This is a genomic window from Lachnospiraceae bacterium GAM79 (assembly GCA_020735665.1).
GTDB lineage: Bacteria > Bacillota > Clostridia > Lachnospirales > Lachnospiraceae > Coprococcus.
The window spans coordinates 1,015,470-1,038,525 of record CP085928.1 but is presented as its reverse complement, the minus strand read 5'-3'; the positions used below and the strand labels follow the sequence as shown (position 1 = coordinate 1,038,525).

Annotated in this window: 22 protein-coding genes; 3 read left to right on the top strand and 19 right to left on the bottom strand. The window is 38.8% G+C overall.

Annotated features, from left to right (window positions below; translation table 11 throughout):
• Positions 1-20 precede the first annotated feature (20 nt).
• From LK416_04570 to recA, 9 genes are all read right to left on the bottom strand, one after another.
• Complete coding sequence (locus LK416_04570) at positions 21-1,223, bottom strand: ABC transporter permease (GenBank protein UEA75460.1); 1,203 nt, start codon at positions 1,221-1,223, stop codon at positions 21-23.
• Between the two features lie 56 nt (positions 1,224-1,279).
• Positions 1,280-1,675 carry a hypothetical protein gene (locus tag LK416_04565; GenBank protein UEA75459.1) on the bottom strand — a complete coding sequence of 132 codons (396 nt, stop codon included), beginning with the start codon at positions 1,673-1,675 and terminating at the stop codon, positions 1,280-1,282.
• A 190-nt stretch (positions 1,676-1,865) separates the two neighbouring features.
• A complete protein-coding gene (locus tag LK416_04560) occupies positions 1,866-2,714 on the bottom strand; it encodes a formate/nitrite transporter family protein (protein UEA75458.1) in 849 nt (282 codons plus the stop codon).
• Between the two features lie 185 nt (positions 2,715-2,899).
• Complete coding sequence (gene xerD / locus LK416_04555; GenBank protein UEA75457.1) at positions 2,900-3,778, bottom strand: site-specific tyrosine recombinase XerD; 879 nt, start codon at positions 3,776-3,778, stop codon at positions 2,900-2,902.
• 167 nt (positions 3,779-3,945) lie between these two features.
• Positions 3,946-4,431 (bottom strand): hypothetical protein, encoded by a 486-nt coding sequence (locus LK416_04550; protein UEA75456.1) that lies wholly within the window; start codon positions 4,429-4,431, stop codon positions 3,946-3,948.
• 54 nt (positions 4,432-4,485) lie between these two features.
• A complete protein-coding gene (locus tag LK416_04545; protein UEA75455.1) occupies positions 4,486-5,043 on the bottom strand; it encodes an NUDIX hydrolase in 558 nt (185 codons plus the stop codon).
• A 142-nt stretch (positions 5,044-5,185) separates the two neighbouring features.
• The gene (gene rny / locus LK416_04540) at positions 5,186-6,739 is read right to left on the bottom strand and encodes a ribonuclease Y (GenBank protein UEA75454.1); all 1,554 of its coding nucleotides are present in this window, start codon (positions 6,737-6,739) and stop codon (positions 5,186-5,188) included.
• A 131-nt stretch (positions 6,740-6,870) separates the two neighbouring features.
• The gene (locus tag LK416_04535) at positions 6,871-7,488 is read right to left on the bottom strand and encodes a RecX family transcriptional regulator (protein ID UEA75453.1); all 618 of its coding nucleotides are present in this window, start codon (positions 7,486-7,488) and stop codon (positions 6,871-6,873) included.
• A gap of 29 nt (positions 7,489-7,517) precedes the next feature.
• The gene (gene recA / locus LK416_04530; GenBank protein UEA75452.1) at positions 7,518-8,552 is read right to left on the bottom strand and encodes a recombinase RecA; all 1,035 of its coding nucleotides are present in this window, start codon (positions 8,550-8,552) and stop codon (positions 7,518-7,520) included.
• Between the two features lie 445 nt (positions 8,553-8,997).
• Here recA and LK416_04525 point away from each other — a divergent pair, with 445 nt between their 5' ends.
• Entirely contained in the window at positions 8,998-10,236 is a 1,239-nt protein-coding gene (locus LK416_04525) for a nucleotidyltransferase family protein (GenBank protein ID UEA75451.1), read from the top strand.
• Between the two features lie 14 nt (positions 10,237-10,250).
• Here the strand turns inward: LK416_04525 and eno are convergent, their stop codons facing one another.
• The 5 genes from eno to LK416_04500 form a co-directional block, all read right to left on the bottom strand.
• Positions 10,251-11,540 (bottom strand): phosphopyruvate hydratase, encoded by a 1,290-nt coding sequence (eno, locus tag LK416_04520; GenBank protein ID UEA75450.1) that lies wholly within the window; start codon positions 11,538-11,540, stop codon positions 10,251-10,253.
• 297 nt (positions 11,541-11,837) lie between these two features.
• Positions 11,838-12,263 (bottom strand): large conductance mechanosensitive channel protein MscL, encoded by a 426-nt coding sequence (mscL, locus tag LK416_04515; GenBank protein UEA75449.1) that lies wholly within the window; start codon positions 12,261-12,263, stop codon positions 11,838-11,840.
• Between the two features lie 21 nt (positions 12,264-12,284).
• Entirely contained in the window at positions 12,285-13,829 is a 1,545-nt protein-coding gene (gene gpmI / locus LK416_04510) for a 2,3-bisphosphoglycerate-independent phosphoglycerate mutase (GenBank protein UEA75448.1), read from the bottom strand.
• A 13-nt stretch (positions 13,830-13,842) separates the two neighbouring features.
• Positions 13,843-14,607: an ABC transporter ATP-binding protein gene (locus LK416_04505; protein ID UEA75447.1), complete on the bottom strand. Its 765-nt coding sequence runs from the start codon at positions 14,605-14,607 to the stop codon at positions 13,843-13,845.
• A 10-nt stretch (positions 14,608-14,617) separates the two neighbouring features.
• Positions 14,618-15,391, bottom strand: a complete 774-nt coding sequence (locus tag LK416_04500; protein ID UEA75446.1) for an ABC transporter permease — start codon at positions 15,389-15,391, stop codon at positions 14,618-14,620.
• Between the two features lie 212 nt (positions 15,392-15,603).
• On the opposite strand from LK416_04500, the gene LK416_04495 reads away from it, so the two are divergent.
• Positions 15,604-16,536 carry a DDE-type integrase/transposase/recombinase gene (locus tag LK416_04495; protein UEA75445.1) on the top strand — a complete coding sequence of 311 codons (933 nt, stop codon included), beginning with the start codon at positions 15,604-15,606 and terminating at the stop codon, positions 16,534-16,536.
• A 210-nt stretch (positions 16,537-16,746) separates the two neighbouring features.
• Here the strand turns inward: LK416_04495 and tpiA are convergent, their stop codons facing one another.
• The 3 genes from tpiA to gap all read right to left on the bottom strand — a co-directional run bounded on the left by tpiA (position 16,747) and on the right by gap (position 19,972).
• A complete protein-coding gene (gene tpiA, locus LK416_04490; protein ID UEA75444.1) occupies positions 16,747-17,499 on the bottom strand; it encodes a triose-phosphate isomerase in 753 nt (250 codons plus the stop codon).
• Positions 17,500-17,577: 78 nt separating this feature from the next.
• The gene (locus LK416_04485; GenBank protein UEA75443.1) at positions 17,578-18,789 is read right to left on the bottom strand and encodes a phosphoglycerate kinase; all 1,212 of its coding nucleotides are present in this window, start codon (positions 18,787-18,789) and stop codon (positions 17,578-17,580) included.
• A gap of 145 nt (positions 18,790-18,934) precedes the next feature.
• A complete protein-coding gene (gene gap, locus LK416_04480) occupies positions 18,935-19,972 on the bottom strand; it encodes a type I glyceraldehyde-3-phosphate dehydrogenase (GenBank protein ID UEA75442.1) in 1,038 nt (345 codons plus the stop codon).
• Positions 19,973-20,387: 415 nt separating this feature from the next.
• Here gap and LK416_04475 point away from each other — a divergent pair, with 415 nt between their 5' ends.
• Complete coding sequence (locus LK416_04475) at positions 20,388-21,203, top strand: histidinol-phosphatase HisJ family protein (GenBank protein ID UEA75441.1); 816 nt, start codon at positions 20,388-20,390, stop codon at positions 21,201-21,203.
• A 231-nt stretch (positions 21,204-21,434) separates the two neighbouring features.
• Here the strand turns inward: LK416_04475 and mnmA are convergent, their stop codons facing one another.
• Together mnmA and nifU are read right to left on the bottom strand one after the other, a co-directional pair.
• Positions 21,435-22,523, bottom strand: coding sequence for a tRNA 2-thiouridine(34) synthase MnmA (gene mnmA, locus LK416_04470; protein ID UEA75440.1), 1,089 nt, complete (start codon positions 22,521-22,523; stop codon positions 21,435-21,437).
• Between the two features lie 75 nt (positions 22,524-22,598).
• Complete coding sequence (gene nifU / locus LK416_04465) at positions 22,599-23,039, bottom strand: Fe-S cluster assembly scaffold protein NifU (protein UEA75439.1); 441 nt, start codon at positions 23,037-23,039, stop codon at positions 22,599-22,601.
• Between the last annotated feature and the right edge of the window lie 17 nt (positions 23,040-23,056).

Here is a 23,056-nt window from a genome sequence, read left to right as displayed (position 1 = left end):
CATAAATACCTAAGTTTCATTTATAGATCCATAATCCCTTCTGCCAGATTAATCCGACGCAACTTCATAATTATGATGAAAATTGACATATAAACAAGAACAACCGATGTTCCTGCCATAAACGCAACACCTTCATATGAAATACTATACCATACAGAATCTGTCAGCCAGACATTATATACGCTATTTGCAATAAAAACTGCAATAAATGAACAGATAAACATTGGCAGCATCTCCATAAATAATCTTCTTGCGATCATATTGCAGTTGCAACCACAGGCACGATATATTACATAATCTTTATATCTTTTTTTTGTAAACATATCAATCACCTGAATATAAACAACAATACAAAAGAATAACAATAATACATATATTATAATTAACACTTTTATTTTTTCATTCGGTGATGCAATCGAACGATCTATTACTTTTATATCAAATGTTGTATCGGATATTTTTTCAAGTTCCGAAATAAATTCATCTATTTCATTTATATCAAAACTATTTTCTGATCCAATATAAACTCCAAATATTCCCCACTTCATATTAGAAATTGAAAAAATATTATCTATAAAATTCCTGCAGAATTCCTCAAATTGATATTCTGTTTGAGGAAAATAGGCAAAACACACATCTGCCTTATCTGCAACAGGTTCATAAATTCCAACAACTTGATACTCTTCATTATTAATTTTTATGTAATAATATTCTTCTTTTTTCACCATTGTATTTATCATATCCTCAGATACAATTGCAACACGAGCTTTTTTCTCTAAATCGTCCGAACATATTGATCGTCCTTTAGTGATATTAAATGGCAATTCATCCTTCAATGAAAAAACTGCCAGTTCTGACCTTTCCTGAAGCATTCCACTAACCCGAACATTGGCATATGAATACACTGTGAACTTTCTTCCATACATTGCTTTTATAATCATTTTGGCAGTTTCAAGATGTTCCTTCTGTCTATGCTTATCTGGAACATCAATCGACATAGCTTCAAGTTCACCCGCCTGATTATATTCTGCCTTAAGATGATTCATACATACATCACACTTTGTTTCAATTCCCGCCAAATTAGAATAATTGCCATTATATAACCTTCCCTTTAACTCAGCCTGCATTTTATTAATAATATCAAAGCACTGAAAAATAATCACAAACATAAGTGTATATACGATCAAAAACAATCTAAAAAATTCTTTATCTCTTATCCTCATTTTAACTTCCTTTGATAATCTACAACCATTATATGTACATCTTCTTGTATTATATATTAATCGTGTGCATATATTTCTTTAGAATCTGCACCTTTTAATGATATTGTAACAGTAAAAACACTGTACGCATCACTAACAATTTTTGAATCAGAATAGGTTTTATTGCTTTTATCTAAATAACCTGTATCCAATCTTTTTACTTTTACATCTATACCCTGTATTTTACCAGATATCGAACCTGATGTAACTTCAGATGCATTTCCTCCCCCAAATGCTGCAGTCATGATGCATTTATCTTTTTTCTTACTATAATCATACATACGCGCCGATCCTGTTAATGTTGCAACCCCATCAGTTATAGAGTTGCTCGCCGATGTTGCCGAAACAACAAATGAGCTAAATAATGTAATACAACATGCTAATAATATTATATTTCTTTTTATCTTCTTCATTTTTCCTCCCTTTTATGCAATATAATGGTTGCAATTATAGTATTGCATATACGTATTACATATGTCAACATATATTTATATTTTCTAAATATATGTTGACATATAGTATATTAAAATTACAAAAAAAGATCTTGTAGTCGTACATAACTACAAGGTCTTTTTTATCATATCTAAAATACTGTTTTCTTTTTTATTTCTCTTTCTTATCAAGTACCAGATGCGCTGCATACAGTCCCAGTGATACAATGATGCCGCCACCAATAATGTTACCAAGTGTAACCGGCAACAGGTTATGAACAAAACCGCCAACTGTAAGTGTATCTGAAATCTGTGCTGATGTATATCCATAAAGCTCACAGGCTTTATCTACATATTTGCTGTTGCCTGATGCAATGATTCCTGCCGGAATGTAGTACATATTTGCAACACAGTGTTCGAACCCTGAGATAACGAAGATTAAAATTGGAAAAAATGCTCCAAACAGCTTACCGATCAGATCTTTCGCTGCACTGCTCATCAATACTGCGATACATACCAGAATATTACAAAGGATACCGGAAAAGATTGCTTTGCTGATATCGATATCTGCCTTACCCATGGCAACCTTGATCGTGAATGCACCAAGTGCTCCATCTGAGTAATCATATTGACCGGAAGCATATACACAAGCTGCTGTCAATATAGATCCAAGCATATTGCTGAAATACACAACGCCCCAGTTCTTTATCATCTGTAATGCTTTGATCTTATGGTCTGCAAGTGCCATTGTAAGCATACAGTTTCCAGTAAATAACTCACCGCCGGTTACAACTAACATCATAAGACCGATCGGGAAGATCACGCCGGTTAACGTTCTTGCAACACCAACGCCTGTCAGATTATGAGCTGCAAGGTTTGAACCCTCTGCTCCGATCGCAATAAACATACCTGCGAACATACCAAGCAATATCATCTTAAGCAGGCCCATGTTTGCTTTATTGATACCTGCCTTTATATTATTTTCCAGAATCTGTACCGGTGAGTAATAATTGTTCTCCATTTTTTCTTTCTCCTGTCGTCCTTCACTTTTAAACTTTTATCAACCGAAAGGATTATATTCTATTTTACAGACAAGATGCAACTATTTCCATGTATTTTTTTTCGTACAATCCATACTTTACTGCGTATTAACCTTGTATACAGCATAACCGCCCACAAATATGTTTTTTGCTATGTGCATTCAGCTTATGCCCGCGGATGTGCTTTCTGATATTCCTCTTTTAAGCGGCTCTGCTTGCTGTTCAGATAAATCTGTGTCGTTGAGATATCTGCATGTCCCAACATTTCCTGTACAGCCTTTAAATCTGCACCATTGTTTACAAGATGTGACGCAAACGAATGACGAATCATATGTGGTGTAATATCCTTATCAATTCCTGCCTTATCGGCATATACCTTGATGATCTTCCAGAAGCCTTGTCTGGTCATCGGTGTTCCCTTGCAGTTTGAGAATAAATATTCTGAATTCTTACACATATCTCCTCGAACATTCGAGATATAATTATCAAGCGCGCGCTGTGCCGAATCTTCGATTGGAATAATTCTCGACTTTCTGAGGTCATGGCATTCAATATACCCCATCTTCAGATTCACATCTGTAATCTTCAATGTAACAAGCTCCGATACACGTATTCCTGTTGCATATAACAGTTCCAACATTGCACGGTCACGGATCTCCTTTGGAGACTGGTCTCCCGGCTGGTCAAGAAGCCGGTTCACTTCCTCTATCGTTAAGATATCCGGCATTTTCTTTTCAATCTTTGGAGGTTTTATATTAACCGATGGATCATCCATTAATATCTTCTCCCGAAAAAGGAATCCAAAAAACGACTTGATCGACGCTATGCTTCTTGATACAGTTGCCATTGATTTTCCGTTTTTTTCTAAATACAGAATATAAGTGTTGATATTTGTCTCATTTATCGAACGAATATCCTCTGTTCCATTCTCCCGATAGAAATCAGAAAACTTAACCAGATCACGCCGGTAAGAAGCTACTGTATTTTCACTTGATTTCTTAATATTTTTGAGATAATCAACATATTTCTCTATGTAAATTTCCACGCATTTTTCCCCTTATTATGTAGACTAAATATCATTATAAATACAAATTTCTATAAAATCAAACATAATTTTTACAAGTAAAATCAAGGTTTTTCAGTATTTTCTTTATTTTTACCAAATCATGTGTTCCTCCAGAATTATGTATACCACATGTAGTAAAACTCTTTTCAAAAAAATTTCAGAATTTTTAACTCAAAAATACAGTTTATTAATACAATTGTAATAATAACTAATCGTTTCACCAGATTTTTTCGCCCTTGCGGCTCACGAATACCACATTTTTCCGACCCATCTACAAGAATCCAACGAATCAATCCCATATAAACCATCACCATTACACAAACTATCATACCATACAGCAGACATCCAAAAAAATATCCGCTATATGCCCGTATGGATACCGTCACTCCGATTATGCATCCCGCCAGACAGGCGAGCGCGGGCATTCTTATTTTTTCAGGAAGAATATATATAAACCAATAGCATAATATAAGCCCCAACCCACGTTTTAACACAAGCATCCCATAAACAGGCAAGCTCCACGCCATCGGTTCACCGGAAATAAATGCTGTCATATCAAATTGCGTATTTATCAGCACAGTTCCAAGGATCAGACCAATAACGTAAACATAGATAAGCAGATTCTTCTTCATTACACCCTCCCCATGCATTCAGGATACTTGTATTTTATATGTCGGAATGAAATATTATATACCCTGTCTGATCTGCTTTTTTAATACATGATTCGCATATGCATAGATTGCTATCAATGTCTTTGAATCGATGATTTTTCCATCTTCAATCATCTGCATTGTATCTTCCAGTGAGTACTTTTCAAGTTTGATAAATTCTTCCCGATCGGGCATCTGTTCCCCATGCGTCAGACCAGTTGCTATATAAACATATGTCATCTCATTGCTGGTTCCTATCGCCAGACATGTTTTTGTCACAAACATAAGCTGTTCTGCTGTATATCCTGTTTCTTCTTTTAATTCGCGTCTGATACACTGTTCCGGTGTTTCCCCTTTATCCATACAACCGGCAGGCACTTCCAATGTCATATCATCCACTGCATTTCTATATTGTCTGACAAATATCAACTGTCCATTCTCATCCACCGGCAGAACACAGCACCCGGGTATATGATCGATAAGATCATATATCACCTTCTGTCCATCCGGCAGGATCAGATAATCATTATATACATCAAATATATGTGCATGATAAGCCAATTCCTTTTTCTCTCTGATAAATCGTTCTTCCATATTTCTCTCCTTATCTAAACATCCTCTCTATAAATAACGCCTCCTGTAAATCTTCCATCCATTTATAAACAATTATATATACTTAAATCTTCTTTATAGTTAAAAACAGCCTGTGGAATTTCTTCCACAGGCTGTAAAACTTTTACTTAGCATAATCAACTACGCGAGACTCTCTAATAATATTAACCTTAATCTGACCAGGATACTCAAGCTCATTTTCAATCTGCTTTGCAATATCTCTTGCCAGTAATACCATATCGGAATCATTGACGTGTTCAGGAACAACTATTACTCGAATCTCTCTACCTGCCTGAATAGCATATGTCTTCTCCACGCCCTTGTAGGAATTTGCAATATCCTCAAGTTTCTTAAGACGTGTAGTATAGGTTTCCAGTGTTTCTCGTCTAGCACCCGGTCTTGCAGCTGAAATTGCATCAGCAGCCTGTACAAGACATGCTATCAAAGATTCTGGCTCAACATCACCGTGATGGGCTTCCACTGCATTTACAATAATCGGAGACTCTTTGTACTTTCTACATAAGTCTGCACCAATCTGTACATGGGAACCTTCCATATCATGATCGATTGATTTACCGATATCATGAAGTAATCCGGCACGTTTCGCAACCTTGACATCAACACCTATCTCTCCGGCCAATAAACCACATAAATGTGCTACCTCAATCGAATGCTTTAATGCATTCTGACCATAGCTTGTTCTAAACTTCATCTTACCAAGAAGTCTTACTAATTCAGGATGAATACCATGAATACCAACTTCCAGAGTTGCGGCTTCACCTTCTTCACGCATCATGGTTTCAACTTCCTTCTGCGCTTTTTCTACCATTTCTTCGATTCTTGCTGGATGGATTCTTCCATCAACAATCAGCTTCTCAAGTGCAATTCTTGCAACTTCCCTTCTTACCGGGTCGAAGCTGGAAAGGATAACTGCTTCCGGTGTATCATCGATGATCAAATCTACACCTGTCATTGTTTCGAGTGTACGGATATTACGTCCCTCTCGACCAATGATTCTTCCCTTCATCTCGTCATTTGGCAACTGTACCAGTGAAATTGTTGTCTCAGCAACGTGATCAACTGCACATTTCTGAATTGCAGAAACAACATACTCCTTTGCCTTCTTGTTCGCTTCTTCTTTAGCTCTGGTTTCTAATTCCTTGACCATGACTGCTGTTTCATGTTTTACTTCATCTTCAACAGTCTTTAATAAGTATTCCTTTGCTTGTTCAGAGGTTAAACCTGAAATTCTTTCCAGTTCCTGTAAACGTTTTGCCTGAAGCTCTTCCACTCTTGCTTTCTGCTTTTCGAGCTGACCTTCCTTGGATGCAAGACTTGCTTCCTTTTTCTCGATTGCTTCGGTCTTTCTGTCAATGCTTTCTTCACGTGCAAGAACTCGTTTCTCCATTCTGGAAATTTCACCACGTCTGTCCTTGACTTCTTTTTCAAGATCATTCCGTGTCTTTAAAGCATCTTCCTTAGCTTCGAGTAAGATCTCACGTTTCTTTGCTTCAGCATCTTTCTGAGCTTCATCTATAATTTCTCTTGCTGCAACTTCTGCTTTACCGATCTTTGCTTCTGCAATATTTTTTCTATATGCAATAGCGATGAACCATGTAGCTACAATACATACAACAAGGATGCAAATATAAATGATTATCCACGCAACATCACTCACAGGAGCACCTCCTTATTAAGTTTTCATTGTACACTTATACAACTATTTCAGTTTAATATTTTTTACTAATTATGTCAAGTGAAAACAAACAAAAACAACAATTTTCTGCCTCATTTTCTGTGCAAATTTTCTTATATAACCGCTGTTTCATCTCTTAAAATATCATCTACGCAGGTCGCAACCAACCTATATGGATATCCTTTTCGAAGCAGATATGCAATAACCTTATCCCTTCTGTCCTTCAATTCTGAAGCCGGACATTTCTTTTGTATCAATCTCATTACTATCTCGTGTTCGTCAGGAAGCGGATTTTCTTCAAAGGCTTCCTCAATCCATTCATCCGATATCTTCTTTGCTGATAACGCATATGTGATTTCCCTTCTGCTTTTACGATTAATATGACTTCTGACATATACAGATGCATATCTGGCATCATCTACATATTTATATTTTTTTAATTTCTCAACCGTAGTTTCAATTACTTCGTTATCATAACAAAGCTCTTGTAGCTTCTGCCTGATATCATATTCACATTTTTCTGAATATTTAATCGCCGCAATGGCTTTATCCATTGCTCTCTTAAAGAAATAATCTTTTCGGAACTGTGTAAGCTTCTCCGCATCTGTATTCTCTCCTACAATCAGCTTTAACCGCTTGATATCCGAAGCATACAATGGTCCAAACGCCTCATAATCAAGATACAGACAGAATCTTTTATCATCAATCCGTTTTAAATCCGTTACCAGCATATATAAACAGCCTTTCTATTTCTCTGTTCCTATTTCTCTGTTCCTTTTTCTTCAGCATCCTCAGATTCAACCAGACCAAGCTTCTCCCGGATCTTCTCATCTATCTCATCACAGATTGCCTGATTCTCTGCCAGAAATGCCTTCGCATTCTCACGTCCCTGTCCGATCTTATCGCCCATGTAAGCATACCATGCACCGGATTTATCAACGATATCATTTGCAACGGCAAGATCCAGTATATCACCTTCTCTGGAAATGCCCTTTCCAAACATGATATCAAATTCTGCCTCTTTAAACGGAGGAGCAACCTTATTCTTTACTACTTTAACTCTGGTACGGTTACCTACGATCTCTCCACCCATCTTCAGAGTATCGATTCTTCTGACATCCATTCGCACGGATGCGTAGAACTTCAACGCACGTCCACCGGTCGTTACCTCAGGATTACCAAATACAACACCAACCTTTTCACGTAACTGGTTGATAAAGATAACAACACAGTTCGTCTTACTGACAACAGCCGTCAGCTTACGAAGTGCCTGTGACATCAGTCTGGCATGAAGGCCCATGTGTGAATCACCCATCTCTCCATCGATCTCTGCCTTTGGAACAAGAGCCGCTACAGAGTCAACGATAATTACATCTACCGCACCGGAGCGAACCATCGTCTCTGTGATCTCAAGTGCCTGTTCACCACAATCCGGCTGCGATATATATAAATCGTCAATATTAACACCTATATTCTTCGCATATACCGGATCAAGCGCATGTTCAGCATCAATAAATCCGGCAATACCGCCTCTTTTCTGGATCTCGGCAACGATATGCAAAGCAACTGTTGTCTTACCACTGGACTCAGGTCCGAATACTTCTATAATTCTTCCTCTCGGAACTCCGCCAAGTCCAAGTGCAATATCAAGGCTTAATGATCCTGTTGGTATTACTTCTATATTCATATTGGCTGAAGAATCTCCTAACTTCATAACAGATCCTTTACCATACTGCTTCTCAATCTGTGCTAATGCAGCATCCAATGCCTTCTTCTTATCATCATCTTTTATCATCTTTCTACCTCCATAAACAAATGTTCGATTCCTGTTATTATACTACTAGCCTTTCTCTTAAATGTCAATCCTGAAAATCGAATTCACTCCTGTTTTTTCTGCAAGACTTCTTCTTATCCGTTCTGTTTAACAGCTCCCGAAATCTTCTGTTTCATCATACATGAACCCATGTGATAAAAATCGTACATCTTCACGAAAAAAAGGCCAGACTACGCCGACCATGCACATTTCAATTATACCATACTTTACAGAAAATAAAATATAAAATATAATGAAGAAAAAAAACACTTGCTTGCAAGGGATGTTTTTTTTCGAATGCATTGAATATGCGAAGCATATGAAATAATGAAGAAAAATCCACTTGCTTGCAAGGGATGTTTTTTTTCGAGTGCATTGAATATGCGAAGCATATGAAATAATGAAGAAAAAAACACGGAGGTATAATATGTCAACAGCCGGAATCATAGCAGAATACAATCCTTTTCACAACGGACATCTGTATCAGGCGGAACAGATTTGTTCCACGCTTGGATGCGAGCATATTATCTCTGTTATGAGCGGTGATTATATCCAGCGTGGTCTTCCTGCTGTTTGCAGCAAATATCTGCGTGCGGATATGGCTGTTTCAAACGGCATTGATGCTGTATTTGAACTTCCAATGGTCTTTGCGACAGCCAGTGCCGGAGATTTCGCATTTGCCGGAGTCTCCCTGCTTGAAAAACTTCATGCTGTTGATTATCTAGTCTTTGGTGCGGAATGTGATGATGTTGATCTTTTAAATACAATTGCAAATTTTCTTATAGATGAGCCTACCGAATTTTCAGATTTGATCCGACAGTACATCACAGATGGTAACAGTTATCCGGCTGCACGTGCAAAAGCATTTGCCGGCCTTTTACCGGATGCTGTTTCTGTTATTGCTGAACCAAACAATATTCTTGCGATCGAATATCTTGCCGCCTTAAAGAAATTGAATTCATCGATAAAACCATACATTATCAAACGCGAACAAGCTGCGTATAACAGCACCGATATTAATGGTACGATCTGCTCCGCTTCCGCCATTCGATCTCTTATTCAGGAAACAAATAAAGCTGAGATATCTTCAAATATTATTGATACCATAAAGAAGATCCTGCCGGATGCATCTGCCTCTTTATTTTTGTCTGAATATGGCAGATCATTCCCTGTATTTGAAAATGATCTCTCTGCTTTATTACAGTACCGGCTGTTGCAGCAAACAACCATGCCGGATACAGCCGATATGACACCTGAGCTTTATAATAAGCTCAGAAAGGCAGATACATGCAGCTGCTATCATGACATCCTTGAATCCGCAAAATCAAAAGAGATCACTCAGACACGTATCAACCGTGCGATTCTGCATTTGCTGCTTGATGTGAAGAAAACAGATATGGAACAGTTCAAGGATAAAGGCTGGAGCTTTTACGGACATATCCTTGCCCTTCGCAGAAACGGATCGGCTGTCTTAAAGAAAATAAAGAAAAATGCCGCCTTTCCTGTTTTTACAAAAACAGCAGACGGCATCAGGCAATTAGATTCTGTAGGATATAAAATGCTTTCTTATGATATAACAGCTACAAGAATTTATAATCATACAGTTTATAATAAATTCGGAAATAAGCTTCCGGATGATTTTACTGTACAGACCCCTGTAAGATAAATAATAACGTAAATCTAATCTATACCATATACAGCTGATTTACCGAGTTCCTCCTCAATCCGGATCAGCTGATTATATTTTGCAGTTCTTTCACTTCTCGCCGGAGCACCGGTTTTTATCTGCCCACAGTTCATGGCTACTGCAAGATCTGCAATAAACGTATCCTCTGTTTCTCCTGAACGATGTGATATCACAGATGAATACCCTGCTTTATGAGCTGTCTCAACTGCATCCATTGCTTCTGTCAGTGTTCCTATCTGGTTTACCTTTACAAGAATTGAATTTGCAATCCCATCTTCAATTCCGTTTAACAAACGCTTTTTATTTGTAACAAACAGATCGTCTCCTACAAGCTGTATCTGTTTTCCAAGTCTGTATGTCAGAACCTTCCATCCGTTCATATCATTTTCATCCAGTCCGTCCTCAATTGAATAAATCGGATATCTGGTAACAAGATCCTCATAAAATTGTACCATTTCCTCTGAATTTCTTCGGATCTCTTTTCCGGTCATTTTCGACTCTCCCGGGAAGATATACCGGTCAGATGCTACATCATATAATTCAGATGCAGCTGCATCCATTGCTATCTGCACATCCACGCCGGGATTATATCCGGCTTTTGCGATTGCTTCCACAAGAAGATTTAATACATCATATGTCGTTGCCAGATTCGGCGCAAAACCTCCCTCATCCCCGACACCTGTACTTAAATTTCTGATATTTAATTCTATCTTTAATGTATGATAGATTTCACAGGCAATCTCCATCGCTTCCCGAAAGGATTCTGCCCCAACTGGAGCGATCATAAACTCCTGAAAATCTACTGTATTATCGGCATGTCTTCCTCCATTTAATATATTCATCATCGGAACAGGAAGTCTTTTTGCATTAACACCTCCCAAATACCTATAAAGCGGCATTCCAAGTGCCATCGAAGCCGCCTTTGCGCAGGCCAGAGACACACTGAGCATTGCATTTGCACCATAACGTGTCTTATTATCTGTTCCATCTGCTTCTATCATGATCCTGTCGATCTCGTTCTGTCTTGAAACATCCATACCGATCAACTTATCTGCAATTCTGTTATTTACATTATTACATGCCCCATATACGCCTTGCCCCATATATCGTTTCTCTCCATCACGGAGTTCATGTGCTTCATACTGTCCAGTTGATGCACCGGACGGAACCATTGCCCGGCCTTTACATCCACATGCCAGTGTAACATCTGTTTCAACTGTCGGATTTCCTCTTGAATCAAGTATTTCTCTTGCTTTAATTTCAATTATTTCCAATCTGTTCATATGATTCTCCATTCTGCCTTTCTATCCGTACAATTATTGGCAATTTTTATTCTTTTATAGTATTCACACTTTTTATCAAAGTATTCATCTTATAACGAATCGGATTTTATATGATGTAAACAGATCGTAGAAACTCTATATGATCTTAATAAAATGTTTTTATCTGACAAAAAACTTTCCTGCAATAAAAAAATACCTGCCGGAGAAATCATCTGTTACTATGATCCTCCGGCGGGTATTTTCAATTCATTCTTATTCTGATGCATGAATACGAATAATGCAGAATATCAATCATTTTTATTCTTCTGCTTTTACTGTCGGTTCAACATTAGATGTACAATACATACACTTTGTAGCCTTAACATCAATGTCACCATAACAATATGGACATTTTCTTGTTAAAGGTGCCGCAGCTTCCTCTTTCTTACCGAGAGATAACAGCTTTTTTATTCCCTTCATCAGAAGGAAAATGATAAACGCCATGATGATGAAGTTGATCACTGCTGTAATGAAAGAACCATAATCAATATACTGATCTCCCAGCAGATGAATCTTACCCTGTACTTCAGCACCACCGATGCATCCAATGATCGGATTGATAAAACAGTCTGTCAGCGACGTTACCAGTCCTGAAAATGCACCACCGATGATAACACCGATCGCCATATCCAGAACATTTCCCTTTAATGCAAATTCTTTAAACTCCTGAAAAAATTTCTTCATTTATTTGTACGTTCCTATTTTTTATTTCTTAATAAGCAGTGATTTACCTGTCATTTCCTTTGGCTGTGGAAGCTCCATGATCTCAAGAAGTGTAGGTGCGATATCTGCAAGACATCCACCTTCTCTTAAACCATAGCTCTCATCATAGTTTACAAGTACAAATGGTACCGGGTTTGTTGTATGAGCTGTATGTGGCTCACCGGTCTCATAATTGATCATCTGCTCTGCATTACCGTGATCTGCACAGATAAATAATACACCATCTGCCTTCTTAACTGCTTCTACTGCCTTTCCTACGCAAGCATCAACAGTCTCTACAGCCTTGATTGCTGCCGGAATAACACCTGTATGACCTACCATATCAGGATTTGCAAAGTTAATAATGATCACATCGTATTTATCAGAACCGATAGCATCCACCAGCTTCTCACATACTTCCGGAGCACTCATCTCAGGCTGAAGATCGTAGGTTGCAACAGCAGGGGATTTTACAAGGATTCTGTCTTCACCCTTATTTGGTTCTTCTACACCGCCATTAAAGAAGAAAGTAACATGTGCATACTTCTCTGTCTCTGCAAGACGAACCTGTGTCTTGCCATTTGCTGCAAGATACTCACCAAATGTATTGTCGATTTCTTCTTTCTTAAATGCAACAATCTTGTTTGGTATAGACTCATCATAATCTTTGAAGCATACATATACCAGTGGGAATCTTCCGTTTGGTCTGTTAAAGCCATCAAAATCATCACAGCAGAATGCTCTGGTGATCTCTCTTGCTCTGTCTGGTCTAAAGTTAAAGAAAATAACCGAATCATTTGGCTTTACAAGTGATACTGGCTTACCATTCTCTGTAATAACGGTAGGAAGGATAAACTCATCATATACTTCTTTGTCATAAGATGCCTGTACTGCAGCAACAGGATCTTCTGCCTGTACACCCTCACCTGTTACAAGTGACTTGTACGCAAGTTCAACACGATCCCATCTGTTATCACGATCCATAGCATAATAACGACCGGATAGAGAAGCGACCTTACCTACGCCGATCTTCTTCATCTCTGCAATCAATTCCTCTAAAAATCCTTTTCCTGATGCAGGAGCAGTATCTCTACCATCAAAGAACGGATGAACATATACATTTTCAAAATTCTGTTTCTTACACAACTCAAGGATCGCATACAAATGTGTATTATGGCTGTGTACACCACCACTTGATAATAATCCCCATACATGAAGATCAGAATTGTTCTTCTTGCAGTTCTCGATAGCTTCTAACATTTCTGCATTATCAAAGAATTCACCATCCTGAATGGACTTTGTAATTCTGGTTAATTCCTGATATATAATTCTTCCTGCACCGATATTCATATGACCAACCTCAGAGTTACCCATCTGTCCGTCCGGAAGTCCAACTGCAAGACCGGAAGCAGCCCCCTTTACATAAGGATACTCAGCCTTTAGCTTATCCATAACAGGAGTATTTGCAAGTGCGATCGCATTGCCTTCTGTCTTATCACTAATTCCATAACCATCAAGTACCATTAAAACTACAGGTTTTTTACTCATTGTTATTCTCCTTCTACTTTTTCTTTTTACCAGTATCCGTCGCTTCTATCATCGCTTCATACTGATTTGATATCTCATCTATTCCTCCAATGGCTTTTAACGTGCCATGGTCAAGGATCATTGCCCGATCACAGATTCTTCGAACCTGTGCAAGAGAATGAGAAACAAATAAAACGGTTGTTCCACCCTCCATAAGCTGCATGATCTTAGCCTCACTCTTTTTTCGGAACTTTGCATCTCCTACGGATAACACTTCATCCAGGATTAAAATATCCGGATTCGCAATCGTTGCAATCGAAAATCCAAGTTTGGACTTCATACCGGATGAATAATTCTTGATCGGCACATCGATAAATTTCCCAAGCTCGGAAAATTCTACGATCTCATCATATTTTTCTTCCAGATACCCCTTTGTATATCCAAGAACAGTTCCATATAAAAATATATTTTCTTTACCGGTGTACTGCTGGTCAAAGCCTGCCCCAAGCTCCAACAGAGGCACCACTTTCCCATGACGGATCACTTTACCTTCCGTTGGTTTATAAACGCCGGAAATAACCTTTAACAGCGTACTCTTTCCAGCACCGTTTAATCCAAGGATTCCCATTCGTTCACCCTTGTTCATTGTAAAACTGACATTCCTTAAAGACCAGAATTCATCATAACTGATCTGATGTTTAATAGATTTAATAATATATTCTTTTATATTATCAACCTTTTCACTGCTCAGGTTGAATTTCATACTGACATTATCAACAATAAGTGCTTCTTTACCCATTCCTGTCCCCTTAAATATGAAGAATAAATTTATCCTGTTTCTTATAGAACGTGTATGTTCCGATTATAATAGCAACTATCGAAAAAATAAATGCATACAGCATATAATTCCAATTCAATGGATCACCCATCACACATGCACGGAAATTGTGTATAACACAATATAATGGATTATACTTTAACAGCCAGGAATATCCACTTTTTAACAAACGCGTCGGATAATAGAAAATCGCACATGTATACATAATGATCATTAGAAATACATCCCACAGATATTCCATATCCCGGAAAAATACCGTAACAGTTGCTAGGATCATTCCAACACCGAATGTCATAAGCAGCAGAATCAACAACGGGATAAACATCAGAAGTATCTGCAGCTTCGGCACATGATGACAAAAAACAAATAATGGTATCATTACTAATAATGATATCATAAAAATTATAAAATTAAAAAGAACCGATGACATTGGATACAGATACTTTGGTACATATACCTTTTTAATCATACCGGCATTTGCACGAATTGCCTTGGAACATGCCTTTGTTCCACTGCTAAAAAACGAATACAACAAACGTCCGCTTAAAATATAAAGCGGGAATAACTTATTTTTGTTGTCAAACAATGTTCCGAATACAACAGTTAATACTGCTGTTGTCATCAACGGTTCCAGCAAGGACCATAAAATACCAAGATACGAACGTCTGTATTTTAATTTGATTCCCTTCTTTACCAGTTCAGCAAGCAGATATCTTCTGCTCCAGAATGTCTTTAAATATTCCATATTTACATCCTTTTTCTTTTAATTTGTTCAAAAATCGTTTGAATTATATCACAGTTAAACATAATCGTCAACGAAGTATAGATTGCCGGGATGTACAAAAACTGTAGGATTACAATACATGTGTTACAACTGAATATAAAAAAAGCAGAGATGCTTCTTTTGTGTTATATTTTAGTCACCACAACAAAAAAACAAAAAAGGAGTTCTCTGCTATGGCTACTATAACACAAGATATGCGGTATCGTCTATCCTTAATCAAATACGCTGAAAGGTTTGGTGTCACCAAAGCTGCTATCAAATATAAAACCAACCGTCAATACATTTATCGTTGGAAACGACGTTATGATGGTTCTATTGAGTCCCTTCGTGACCGCTCTCGCAGACCCCATCATCATCCAAACCAACATACCCCTGAAGAGATCAAGCTGATCTTTGATATGCGCAGACGCAATCCCAATGCCGGTCTTGTTGTCTTTTGGGTTAAACTCAAGCAGCGTGGTTACTCCCGTTCCATCCCTGGACTATACAGATTTCTCCGTAAGCAGGGAATTATGGCAGTTCATCCGCCAAATCCTAAATATATTCCAAAGCCTTACGAACAGATGGATTATCCGGGACAACGCATACAGGTTGATGTAAAATTTGTTCCTTCTGCATGCCTCAAAAACCCCAAGGTCATCGGCAAACAATTCTTTCAGTATACTGCCATTGACGAGTATTCCAGATGGCGTTTCGTAGAGGCTTTTGAAGAACACAACACGTATTCTTCTGCTATGTTTATAGAGCATCTGGTGAAAGCCTTTCCGTTACCCATTCAATGTATCCAAACTGATAATGGAGCAGAATTTACAAATCGTTTTACCACTCACCGTGATAAACCCACACTATTTCAGGTGCATCTGAAGCAGCATGGGATTCGCCATAAAGTTATACGACCCTTTACACCACGACATAACGGGAAAGTTGAAAGAAGCCACCGAAAGGATAATGAGCGTTTTTATGCAACTCATACTTTTTATTCTTTTGAGGACTTTGCCAAACAGTTGAAAGTGTATAATCGCAGGGATTATAACAACTTTCCTATGCGTCCATTAGGATGGAAATCTCCAAATCAGGTACTAAAGGATTATCTGGCATCTGTGTAACATATGTTTGACAAACCTACAGTATAGATTGCCGGGATGTACAAAAACATTGTATGAATCTATTCATTTAGCACGAATTACCAATTAAAATAAAAATACCGCAAAATACACAGTGCACATTTTGTCGTCATCTGGTATTTTACGGTATCTTTATTGCATTAACTTTGTATATTTCAAATATATGAGTTACAAAAATTACTGCAAAATTAATTACTTATTGTAATTTACAATCTTTCCAAAGTCAGCCTTCAGTGAAGCACCACCTACAAGACCACCATCAATATCAGGCTTTGCAAGAAGCTCTGCTGCGTTACCGGCGTTCATAGATCCACCATACTGGATTCTTACAGCTTCTGCTGTGTCTGTATCATATACTTCAGCGATGCAGTCACGGATTGCCTTACATACTTCCTGTGCCTGATCGGATGTAGCTGTCTTGCCTGTTCCGATAGCCCAGATCGGCTCGTAAGCGATTACCATGCTCTTAACCTGATCTGCTGTGATATCTTTCAGATCACTCTTGATCTGAAGGCGGATGAAGTCAAGTGTGATACCCATTTCTCTCTGCTCTAATGACTCACCACAGCAAAGGATAGGTGTAAGGCCTGCTTCAAATGCCTTCTTAACTTTCTTATTTAAGAGACAGTCACACTCTTTGAAGTAGTCACGACGCTCTGAATGTCCGATGATGACATACTTAACACCGGCATCAACTAACATTTCTGCTGAAATCTCACCTGTGTATGCACCCTTTTCTTCGAAGTACATATTCTCAGCACCAACTTCTACATTTGTGCCCTTAACAGCTTCTACTACAGGTACAATATCAATTGCAGGTACGCAGTATACAACATCTACGTCGTCATTTGCAACTAATGGCTTTAACTCTTCACATAATTTTACAGCCTGGCTTGGAGTCATGTTCATCTTCCAGTTACCAGCGATGATTTTCTTTCTTGACATGTCTTTTATCTCCTTGAAAATATTATTTTCATTATCTGCATATTTTTCCATCCGATTCAGATGGAGCATGTACATAATTTATTTGTCGTTTGCAGCAGCAACGCCCGGAAGTTCCTTACCCTCTAAGAATTCAAGGGAAGCTCCACCACCTGTTGAGATGTGGCTCATCTTAGAACCATATCCTAACTGGTTAACAGCAGCAGCAGAATCACCACCACCGATGATAGTTGTAGCATCTGTCTCAGCAAGAGCAGCAGCTACAGCCTTTGTACCGGCAGCAAGTGTAGGATTCTCGAATACACCCATAGGTCCGTTCCATACAACTGTCTTAGCTGTCTTAACAGCATCTGCATATAATTTGATTGTCTTAGGTCCGATATCACAGCCCTCTTTGTCTGCTGACATCTTGTCTGCATCAAAGATCTCTGTCTCAACCGGAGCATCGATCGGATTAGGGAAATCGTCGATCATAACGGAATCAACCGGAAGTAATAACTTCTTACCAAGCTTCTCAGCCTTTTCCATCATTTCCTTACAGTAGTCGATCTTAGACTCGTCAACTAATGATTTACCGATCTCATATCCCTTTGCCTTTAAGAATGTATACGCCATACCACCACCGATGATCAGTGTATCGCACTTCTCAAGTAAGTTAGAGATAACATTTAACTTGTCTGCAACTTTTGCTCCACCAAGGATAGCTACGAATGGTCTTACCGGATTCTCTACCGCATTTCCAAGGAAGTCGATCTCCTTCTGCATTAAGTATCCAACAACTGCTGTATCAACAAGACCTGCAACACCTACATTTGAGCAGTGTGCTCTGTGAGCTGTACCAAATGCATCATTTACAAATACATCACAGATAGAAGCAAGATCCTTAGAGAATGCTTCACCGTTCTTTGTCTCTTCCGGTCTGAAACGTGTGTTCTCAAGTAAGATAACTTCGCCATCTTTCATAGCTGCTACAGCTTCTCTTACCTTTGGTCCAACAACTTCAGGCTCAGCAACAAACTTAACTTCCTGTCCAAGAAGCTCTGAAAGTCTTACCGCAACCGGTGCAAGAGTCTTTGTCTTCTTGTCTTCTTCTGTCTTAACCTTGCCAAGGTGTGAGCAAAGAATAACCTTTCCACCATCAGCAATTAATTTCTTGATTGTAGGAAGTGCTGCTACAAGACGATTCTCGTCTGTGATCTTACCTTCCTTTAATGGTACATTAAAGTCACATCTGCAAAGGACACGCTGTCCCTTTACATTAATATCATCTACTGATTTTTTGTTTAATGACATTACTATTAAACCTCCTGATTTTTATACTTTTATCTTCATATTTGTACAGAGTGCAAATACATCTCCGTAAAAGAAATATAGGGTCCGGTCCATGAAGACCGGACCCCTTGTAAGGTCAAATTAATTACTACAATTTGTCAGTCAATTATGCTAACTCTGCGAAGTACTTAATTGTTCTAACCATCTGGCTTGTGTATGAGTTCTCATTATCATACCATGATACAACCTGAACCTCATATAAGTCATCAGCGATCTTTGATACCATTGTCTGAGTTGAATCAAATAATGAACCATATCTCATACCGATTACATCTGATGAAACGATAGGATCTGTGTTGTAACCGAATGACTCTGATGCAGCAGCCTTCATTGCAGCGTTGATTCCATCAACTGTTACGTCAGCACCCTTAACAACTGCTGTAAGGATTGTTGTTGAACCTGTTGGAACTGGAACTCTCTGAGCTGATCCGATTAACTTACCATTTAACTCTGGGATAACAAGACCGATAGCCTTAGCAGCACCTGTTGAGTTAGGAACGATATTAGCAGCACCTGCTCTTGCTCTTCTTAAGTCGCCCTTTCTGTGTGGTCCGTCAAGAATCATCTGATCGCCTGTGTAAGCGTGGATTGTTGACATGATACCTGACTGGATTGGAGCATAATCATTAAGAGCCTTAGCCATTGGTGCAAGACAGTTTGTTGTACATGAAGCAGCTGAGATGATCTGATCATCTGCTGTTAATGTATCCTGGTTAACTGAGAATACGATAGTCTTAAGATCATTTCCTGCTGGAGCTGAGATAACAACCTTCTTAGCACCTGCATTGATATGAGCCATTGACTTTTCCTTTGAGCAGTAGAAACCAGTACACTCAAGAACTACGTCAACACCGATCTTACCCCAAGGAAGATTGTTTGCATCTGCTTCCTTGTAGATTGTAAGTGTCTTACCATCAACTGTGATTGTGTTAGCCTCATCATCAGCTGAAACTGTATGAAGGTTCTCACCAATCTTACCACAGTAACCACCCTGTGCTGTATCGTACTTGAGAAGATCTGCAAGCATTGAAGGCTTTGTTAAATCGTTGATTGCAACAACTTCATATCCTTCTGCTCCGAACATCTGTCTGAATGCGAGACGACCAATACGTCCAAAACCATTGATTGCTACTTTTACTGCCATTTTTTATTCCTCCTAAGTTTTGAATAATAAAAGTATTTATAATATACTGCAAAGCGCAGTAATTAATCGTGCTATTCACACAACAAAATCATACCTAATTTGTGTGTAAATTTCAAGTCTTTCTCAAAAAAAAATTGTCCAATTCACGCAAAAATAAACAAACACTATATTGCAAAATGTACAAAGAATCAACTTTTTATGATATTTTCATATTTATTGCAACCATTAAACCCGTATTTCGAGATATTTCACACATGATTCTTGTGTTACCAATATATGCTTCTTTTGTATGATTTCTTCTTATCTTCGGCTCTTCTTCACTATTTTTTCAGTCCCTGTAGCTGTGTTTTATTTTCTAACGTGCTATAATAACATTAATTTTCACAACATCTGCAGTCAACAGGAGGTTTTACATATGAAGCTTTGCGATCATCATTTACATTCCGGATTCTCCGATGATTCTGAAACAGGACTTACAGATATTGCTGAACAGGCAATTCATCTTGGTATGTCTGAGATCTGCATTACAGATCATCATGATATTGATTATCCAAAAGACGAGGAAGGCCATACCTTTCTGTTAGATACAGACCGATATATTTCTGCTGTAAGAAAGTTGCAGGAACAGTACAAAGACAAACTTACGATCCACCTCGGCATCGAACTCGGTCTGATGTCTCATATCGCAGACAAGATCATTGCTTACACAGATAAATATCATGATTTTGACTTTATTATAGGGTCCTCTCATCTTGTATATGGCAAAGATCCCTACTATCCCGCTTACTATGAAGGACGTTCGGAAAAAGAAGCACTACTGGAATATTTTGAATCCATTCTTGCAAATGTGCAGACCTTTGATAATTATTCCATATACGGCCATCTGGACTATGCCGTCCGTTATTGTCCATCCGGCGAAGCAGCCTTCCGCTTTTCTGATTATGCAGATGTCTTTGAAGCAATTCTGAAAACAATCATCGAACATGGGAAGGGCATCGAGATCAATACCGGAAGCCTGTATAAAAACATGACTTATGCACATCCTCATCCGTCTATTCTTAAACTCTACAAGGAGTTAGGTGGTGAGATCATCACTGTCGGAAGCGATGCACATATTCCAAAATACATTGGCTATGACTTTGAAACCTATGCCAGAGACATTCTGACCGCCACAGGTTTCCGCTATTACTGCACCTTTGAACAGATGCAGCCTGTATTTCATAAATTATAAAGTGACGCTGGTGTGGATGCTATTACAAAAAATCTTGCTGTTCTACCACATATTCACTATTATGGAGCAAGCCTTGTCCGAGGCCGGTACTTAGCAAGCCACTTTGTGGCGAGCTTAGAACCGCTGCACGAGGACTAGAACGGAAGTGTCTTGCGTAATAATAGGTGAGTATGTGGCAGAACAATAATAATTTTTTAAATAATAGCATCCACACCAGCGTCATTTTTATTCCTATCGTATGATCTCTTTTATTGTACCGCCTCCGACAATATGGTCATCTTCATAAAAGACAACCGCCTGTCCTTTGGTCGCTGCCCGGACCGGTTCATCAAATACAACCCGGACCCTGTCAGCATCCAACATGTAGATCCTGCATGGCGCGCCCTTATGTGCATACCGGATCTTTCCGATCACCTGCATCCCATCTTCCGGCCGCTCGACAGACATAAAGTTCGTTTTATCTGCGATCAGTTCTTTTGAAAATGTATCTGCATTTTCTCCGATCACCACTTCATTTGTCTCCGGGATAATATCCACAACAAATACCGGGTGTCCCATTGCAAGTCCAAGTCCCTTCCGTTGTCCGATCGTATAATGGATTATACCTTTATGTGTACCAAGGACTTTTCCATTCATATCTACAAAATTTCCAGGTACTGCCTTTAAGCCCTCTTCCCGTTCCAGATATCCGGCATAATCACCATCCGGTACAAAACAGATATCCTGACTGTCCGGTTTATTTGCTACCTGGATACCGATATCTGCGGCAATCTGCCGGATCTGTGTCTTATTATATTCCCCAACCGGCATCAACGTCTTTGATAACTGATCCTGTGTCAGATTATAAAGTGCATAGGTCTGATCCTTCTCGATTCCTTTTGCCACGCGTAAGGTATATCTGCCACTTGAAAGCTGTTCCACTCTAGCATAATGTCCGGTAGCAATATAGTCTCCACCGATACTTAAAGACCTTCTTAACAGTGACTCCCATTTTACATACCGGTTGCATGCGATACATGGATTCGGAGTTCTTCCGTTCCGGTATTCATCTACAAAATAGTCAATGACGTATTTTCGGAAATCCTCTTTAAAGTTCATTACATAATAAGGAATCTCAAGCTGTGCAGCTACTCTTCTCGCATCATCTACCGCCGACAAGCCACAGCAGCCGCCATGCTCACTGATCTGATCTGCATCCTCATCCTGCCAGATCTGCATAGTCACACCAATCACGTTATATCCCTGTTCTTTTAAAAGATATGCGGCTACAGAAGAATCCACGCCTCCTGACATACCGACACATACTGTCTTTTTATCCATCTTATCTTCCTTCCTGCAATTCCTGCTTGCAGTATAGAACCGGATTTCTCCGGCTGTCAAGTATACAAATACTGTTTAATCTTCCAGTTCTCTCACCATCCGGTCTTCAATATCCTGTACCGGTCTTACACGTCCCGGAATCTTGATTCCATGTTTTTCTGCATAGTCCCACAAAGCTGCATGCAGTGTTTCTTCTGCAAGCAGGGAACAATGTTCTTTTTCCGGTGGAAGCCCATCCAATGCTTCCATAACTGCTTTATTTGTAAGCTTCATTGCCTCAGCAACTGTTTTTCCTTTGATCATCTCCGTTGCCATGGAACTGGATGCTACTGCAGCTCCACACCCATAGGTCTTAAATTTGCAGTCTATGATCACCTGTTCCTCATTAATCTTCAGATACAACCGCATCATATCCCCGCATTTAGCATTTCCAACCGTACCGACACCGGAGGCATCCTCAATCTCTCCGACATTTCTTGGATTCTGGAAATGATCGATCACTTTATCACTGTACATATCTTTCTCCTTCACAC

Coding starts and splice junctions, on each gene's coding strand:
- LK416_04570 (UEA75460.1), bottom strand. CDS start 1,223: ATGAGGATAAGAGATAAAGAATTTTTTAGATTGTTTTTGATCGTATAT.
- LK416_04565 (UEA75459.1), bottom strand. CDS start 1,675: ATGAAGAAGATAAAAAGAAATATAATATTATTAGCATGTTGTATTACA.
- LK416_04560 (UEA75458.1), bottom strand. CDS start 2,714: ATGGAGAACAATTATTACTCACCGGTACAGATTCTGGAAAATAATATA.
- LK416_04550 (UEA75456.1), bottom strand. CDS start 4,431: ATGAAGAAGAATCTGCTTATCTATGTTTACGTTATTGGTCTGATCCTT.
- LK416_04545 (UEA75455.1), bottom strand. CDS start 5,043: ATGGAAGAACGATTTATCAGAGAGAAAAAGGAATTGGCTTATCATGCA.
- LK416_04535 (UEA75453.1), bottom strand. CDS start 7,488: ATGCTGGTAACGGATTTAAAACGGATTGATGATAAAAGATTCTGTCTG.
- recA (UEA75452.1), bottom strand. CDS start 8,552: ATGATAAAAGATGATGATAAGAAGAAGGCATTGGATGCTGCATTAGCA.
- LK416_04525 (UEA75451.1), top strand. CDS start 8,998: ATGTCAACAGCCGGAATCATAGCAGAATACAATCCTTTTCACAACGGA.
- eno (UEA75450.1), bottom strand. CDS start 11,540: ATGAACAGATTGGAAATAATTGAAATTAAAGCAAGAGAAATACTTGAT.
- mscL (UEA75449.1), bottom strand. CDS start 12,263: ATGAAGAAATTTTTTCAGGAGTTTAAAGAATTTGCATTAAAGGGAAAT.
- gpmI (UEA75448.1), bottom strand. CDS start 13,829: ATGAGTAAAAAACCTGTAGTTTTAATGGTACTTGATGGTTATGGAATT.
- LK416_04505 (UEA75447.1), bottom strand. CDS start 14,607: ATGGGTAAAGAAGCACTTATTGTTGATAATGTCAGTATGAAATTCAAC.
- LK416_04500 (UEA75446.1), bottom strand. CDS start 15,391: ATGGAATATTTAAAGACATTCTGGAGCAGAAGATATCTGCTTGCTGAA.
- LK416_04495 (UEA75445.1), top strand. CDS start 15,604: ATGGCTACTATAACACAAGATATGCGGTATCGTCTATCCTTAATCAAA.
- tpiA (UEA75444.1), bottom strand. CDS start 17,499: ATGTCAAGAAAGAAAATCATCGCTGGTAACTGGAAGATGAACATGACT.
- LK416_04485 (UEA75443.1), bottom strand. CDS start 18,789: ATGTCATTAAACAAAAAATCAGTAGATGATATTAATGTAAAGGGACAG.
- gap (UEA75442.1), bottom strand. CDS start 19,972: ATGGCAGTAAAAGTAGCAATCAATGGTTTTGGACGTATTGGTCGTCTC.
- LK416_04475 (UEA75441.1), top strand. CDS start 20,388: ATGAAGCTTTGCGATCATCATTTACATTCCGGATTCTCCGATGATTCT.
- mnmA (UEA75440.1), bottom strand. CDS start 22,523: ATGGATAAAAAGACAGTATGTGTCGGTATGTCAGGAGGCGTGGATTCT.
- nifU (UEA75439.1), bottom strand. CDS start 23,039: ATGTACAGTGATAAAGTGATCGATCATTTCCAGAATCCAAGAAATGTC.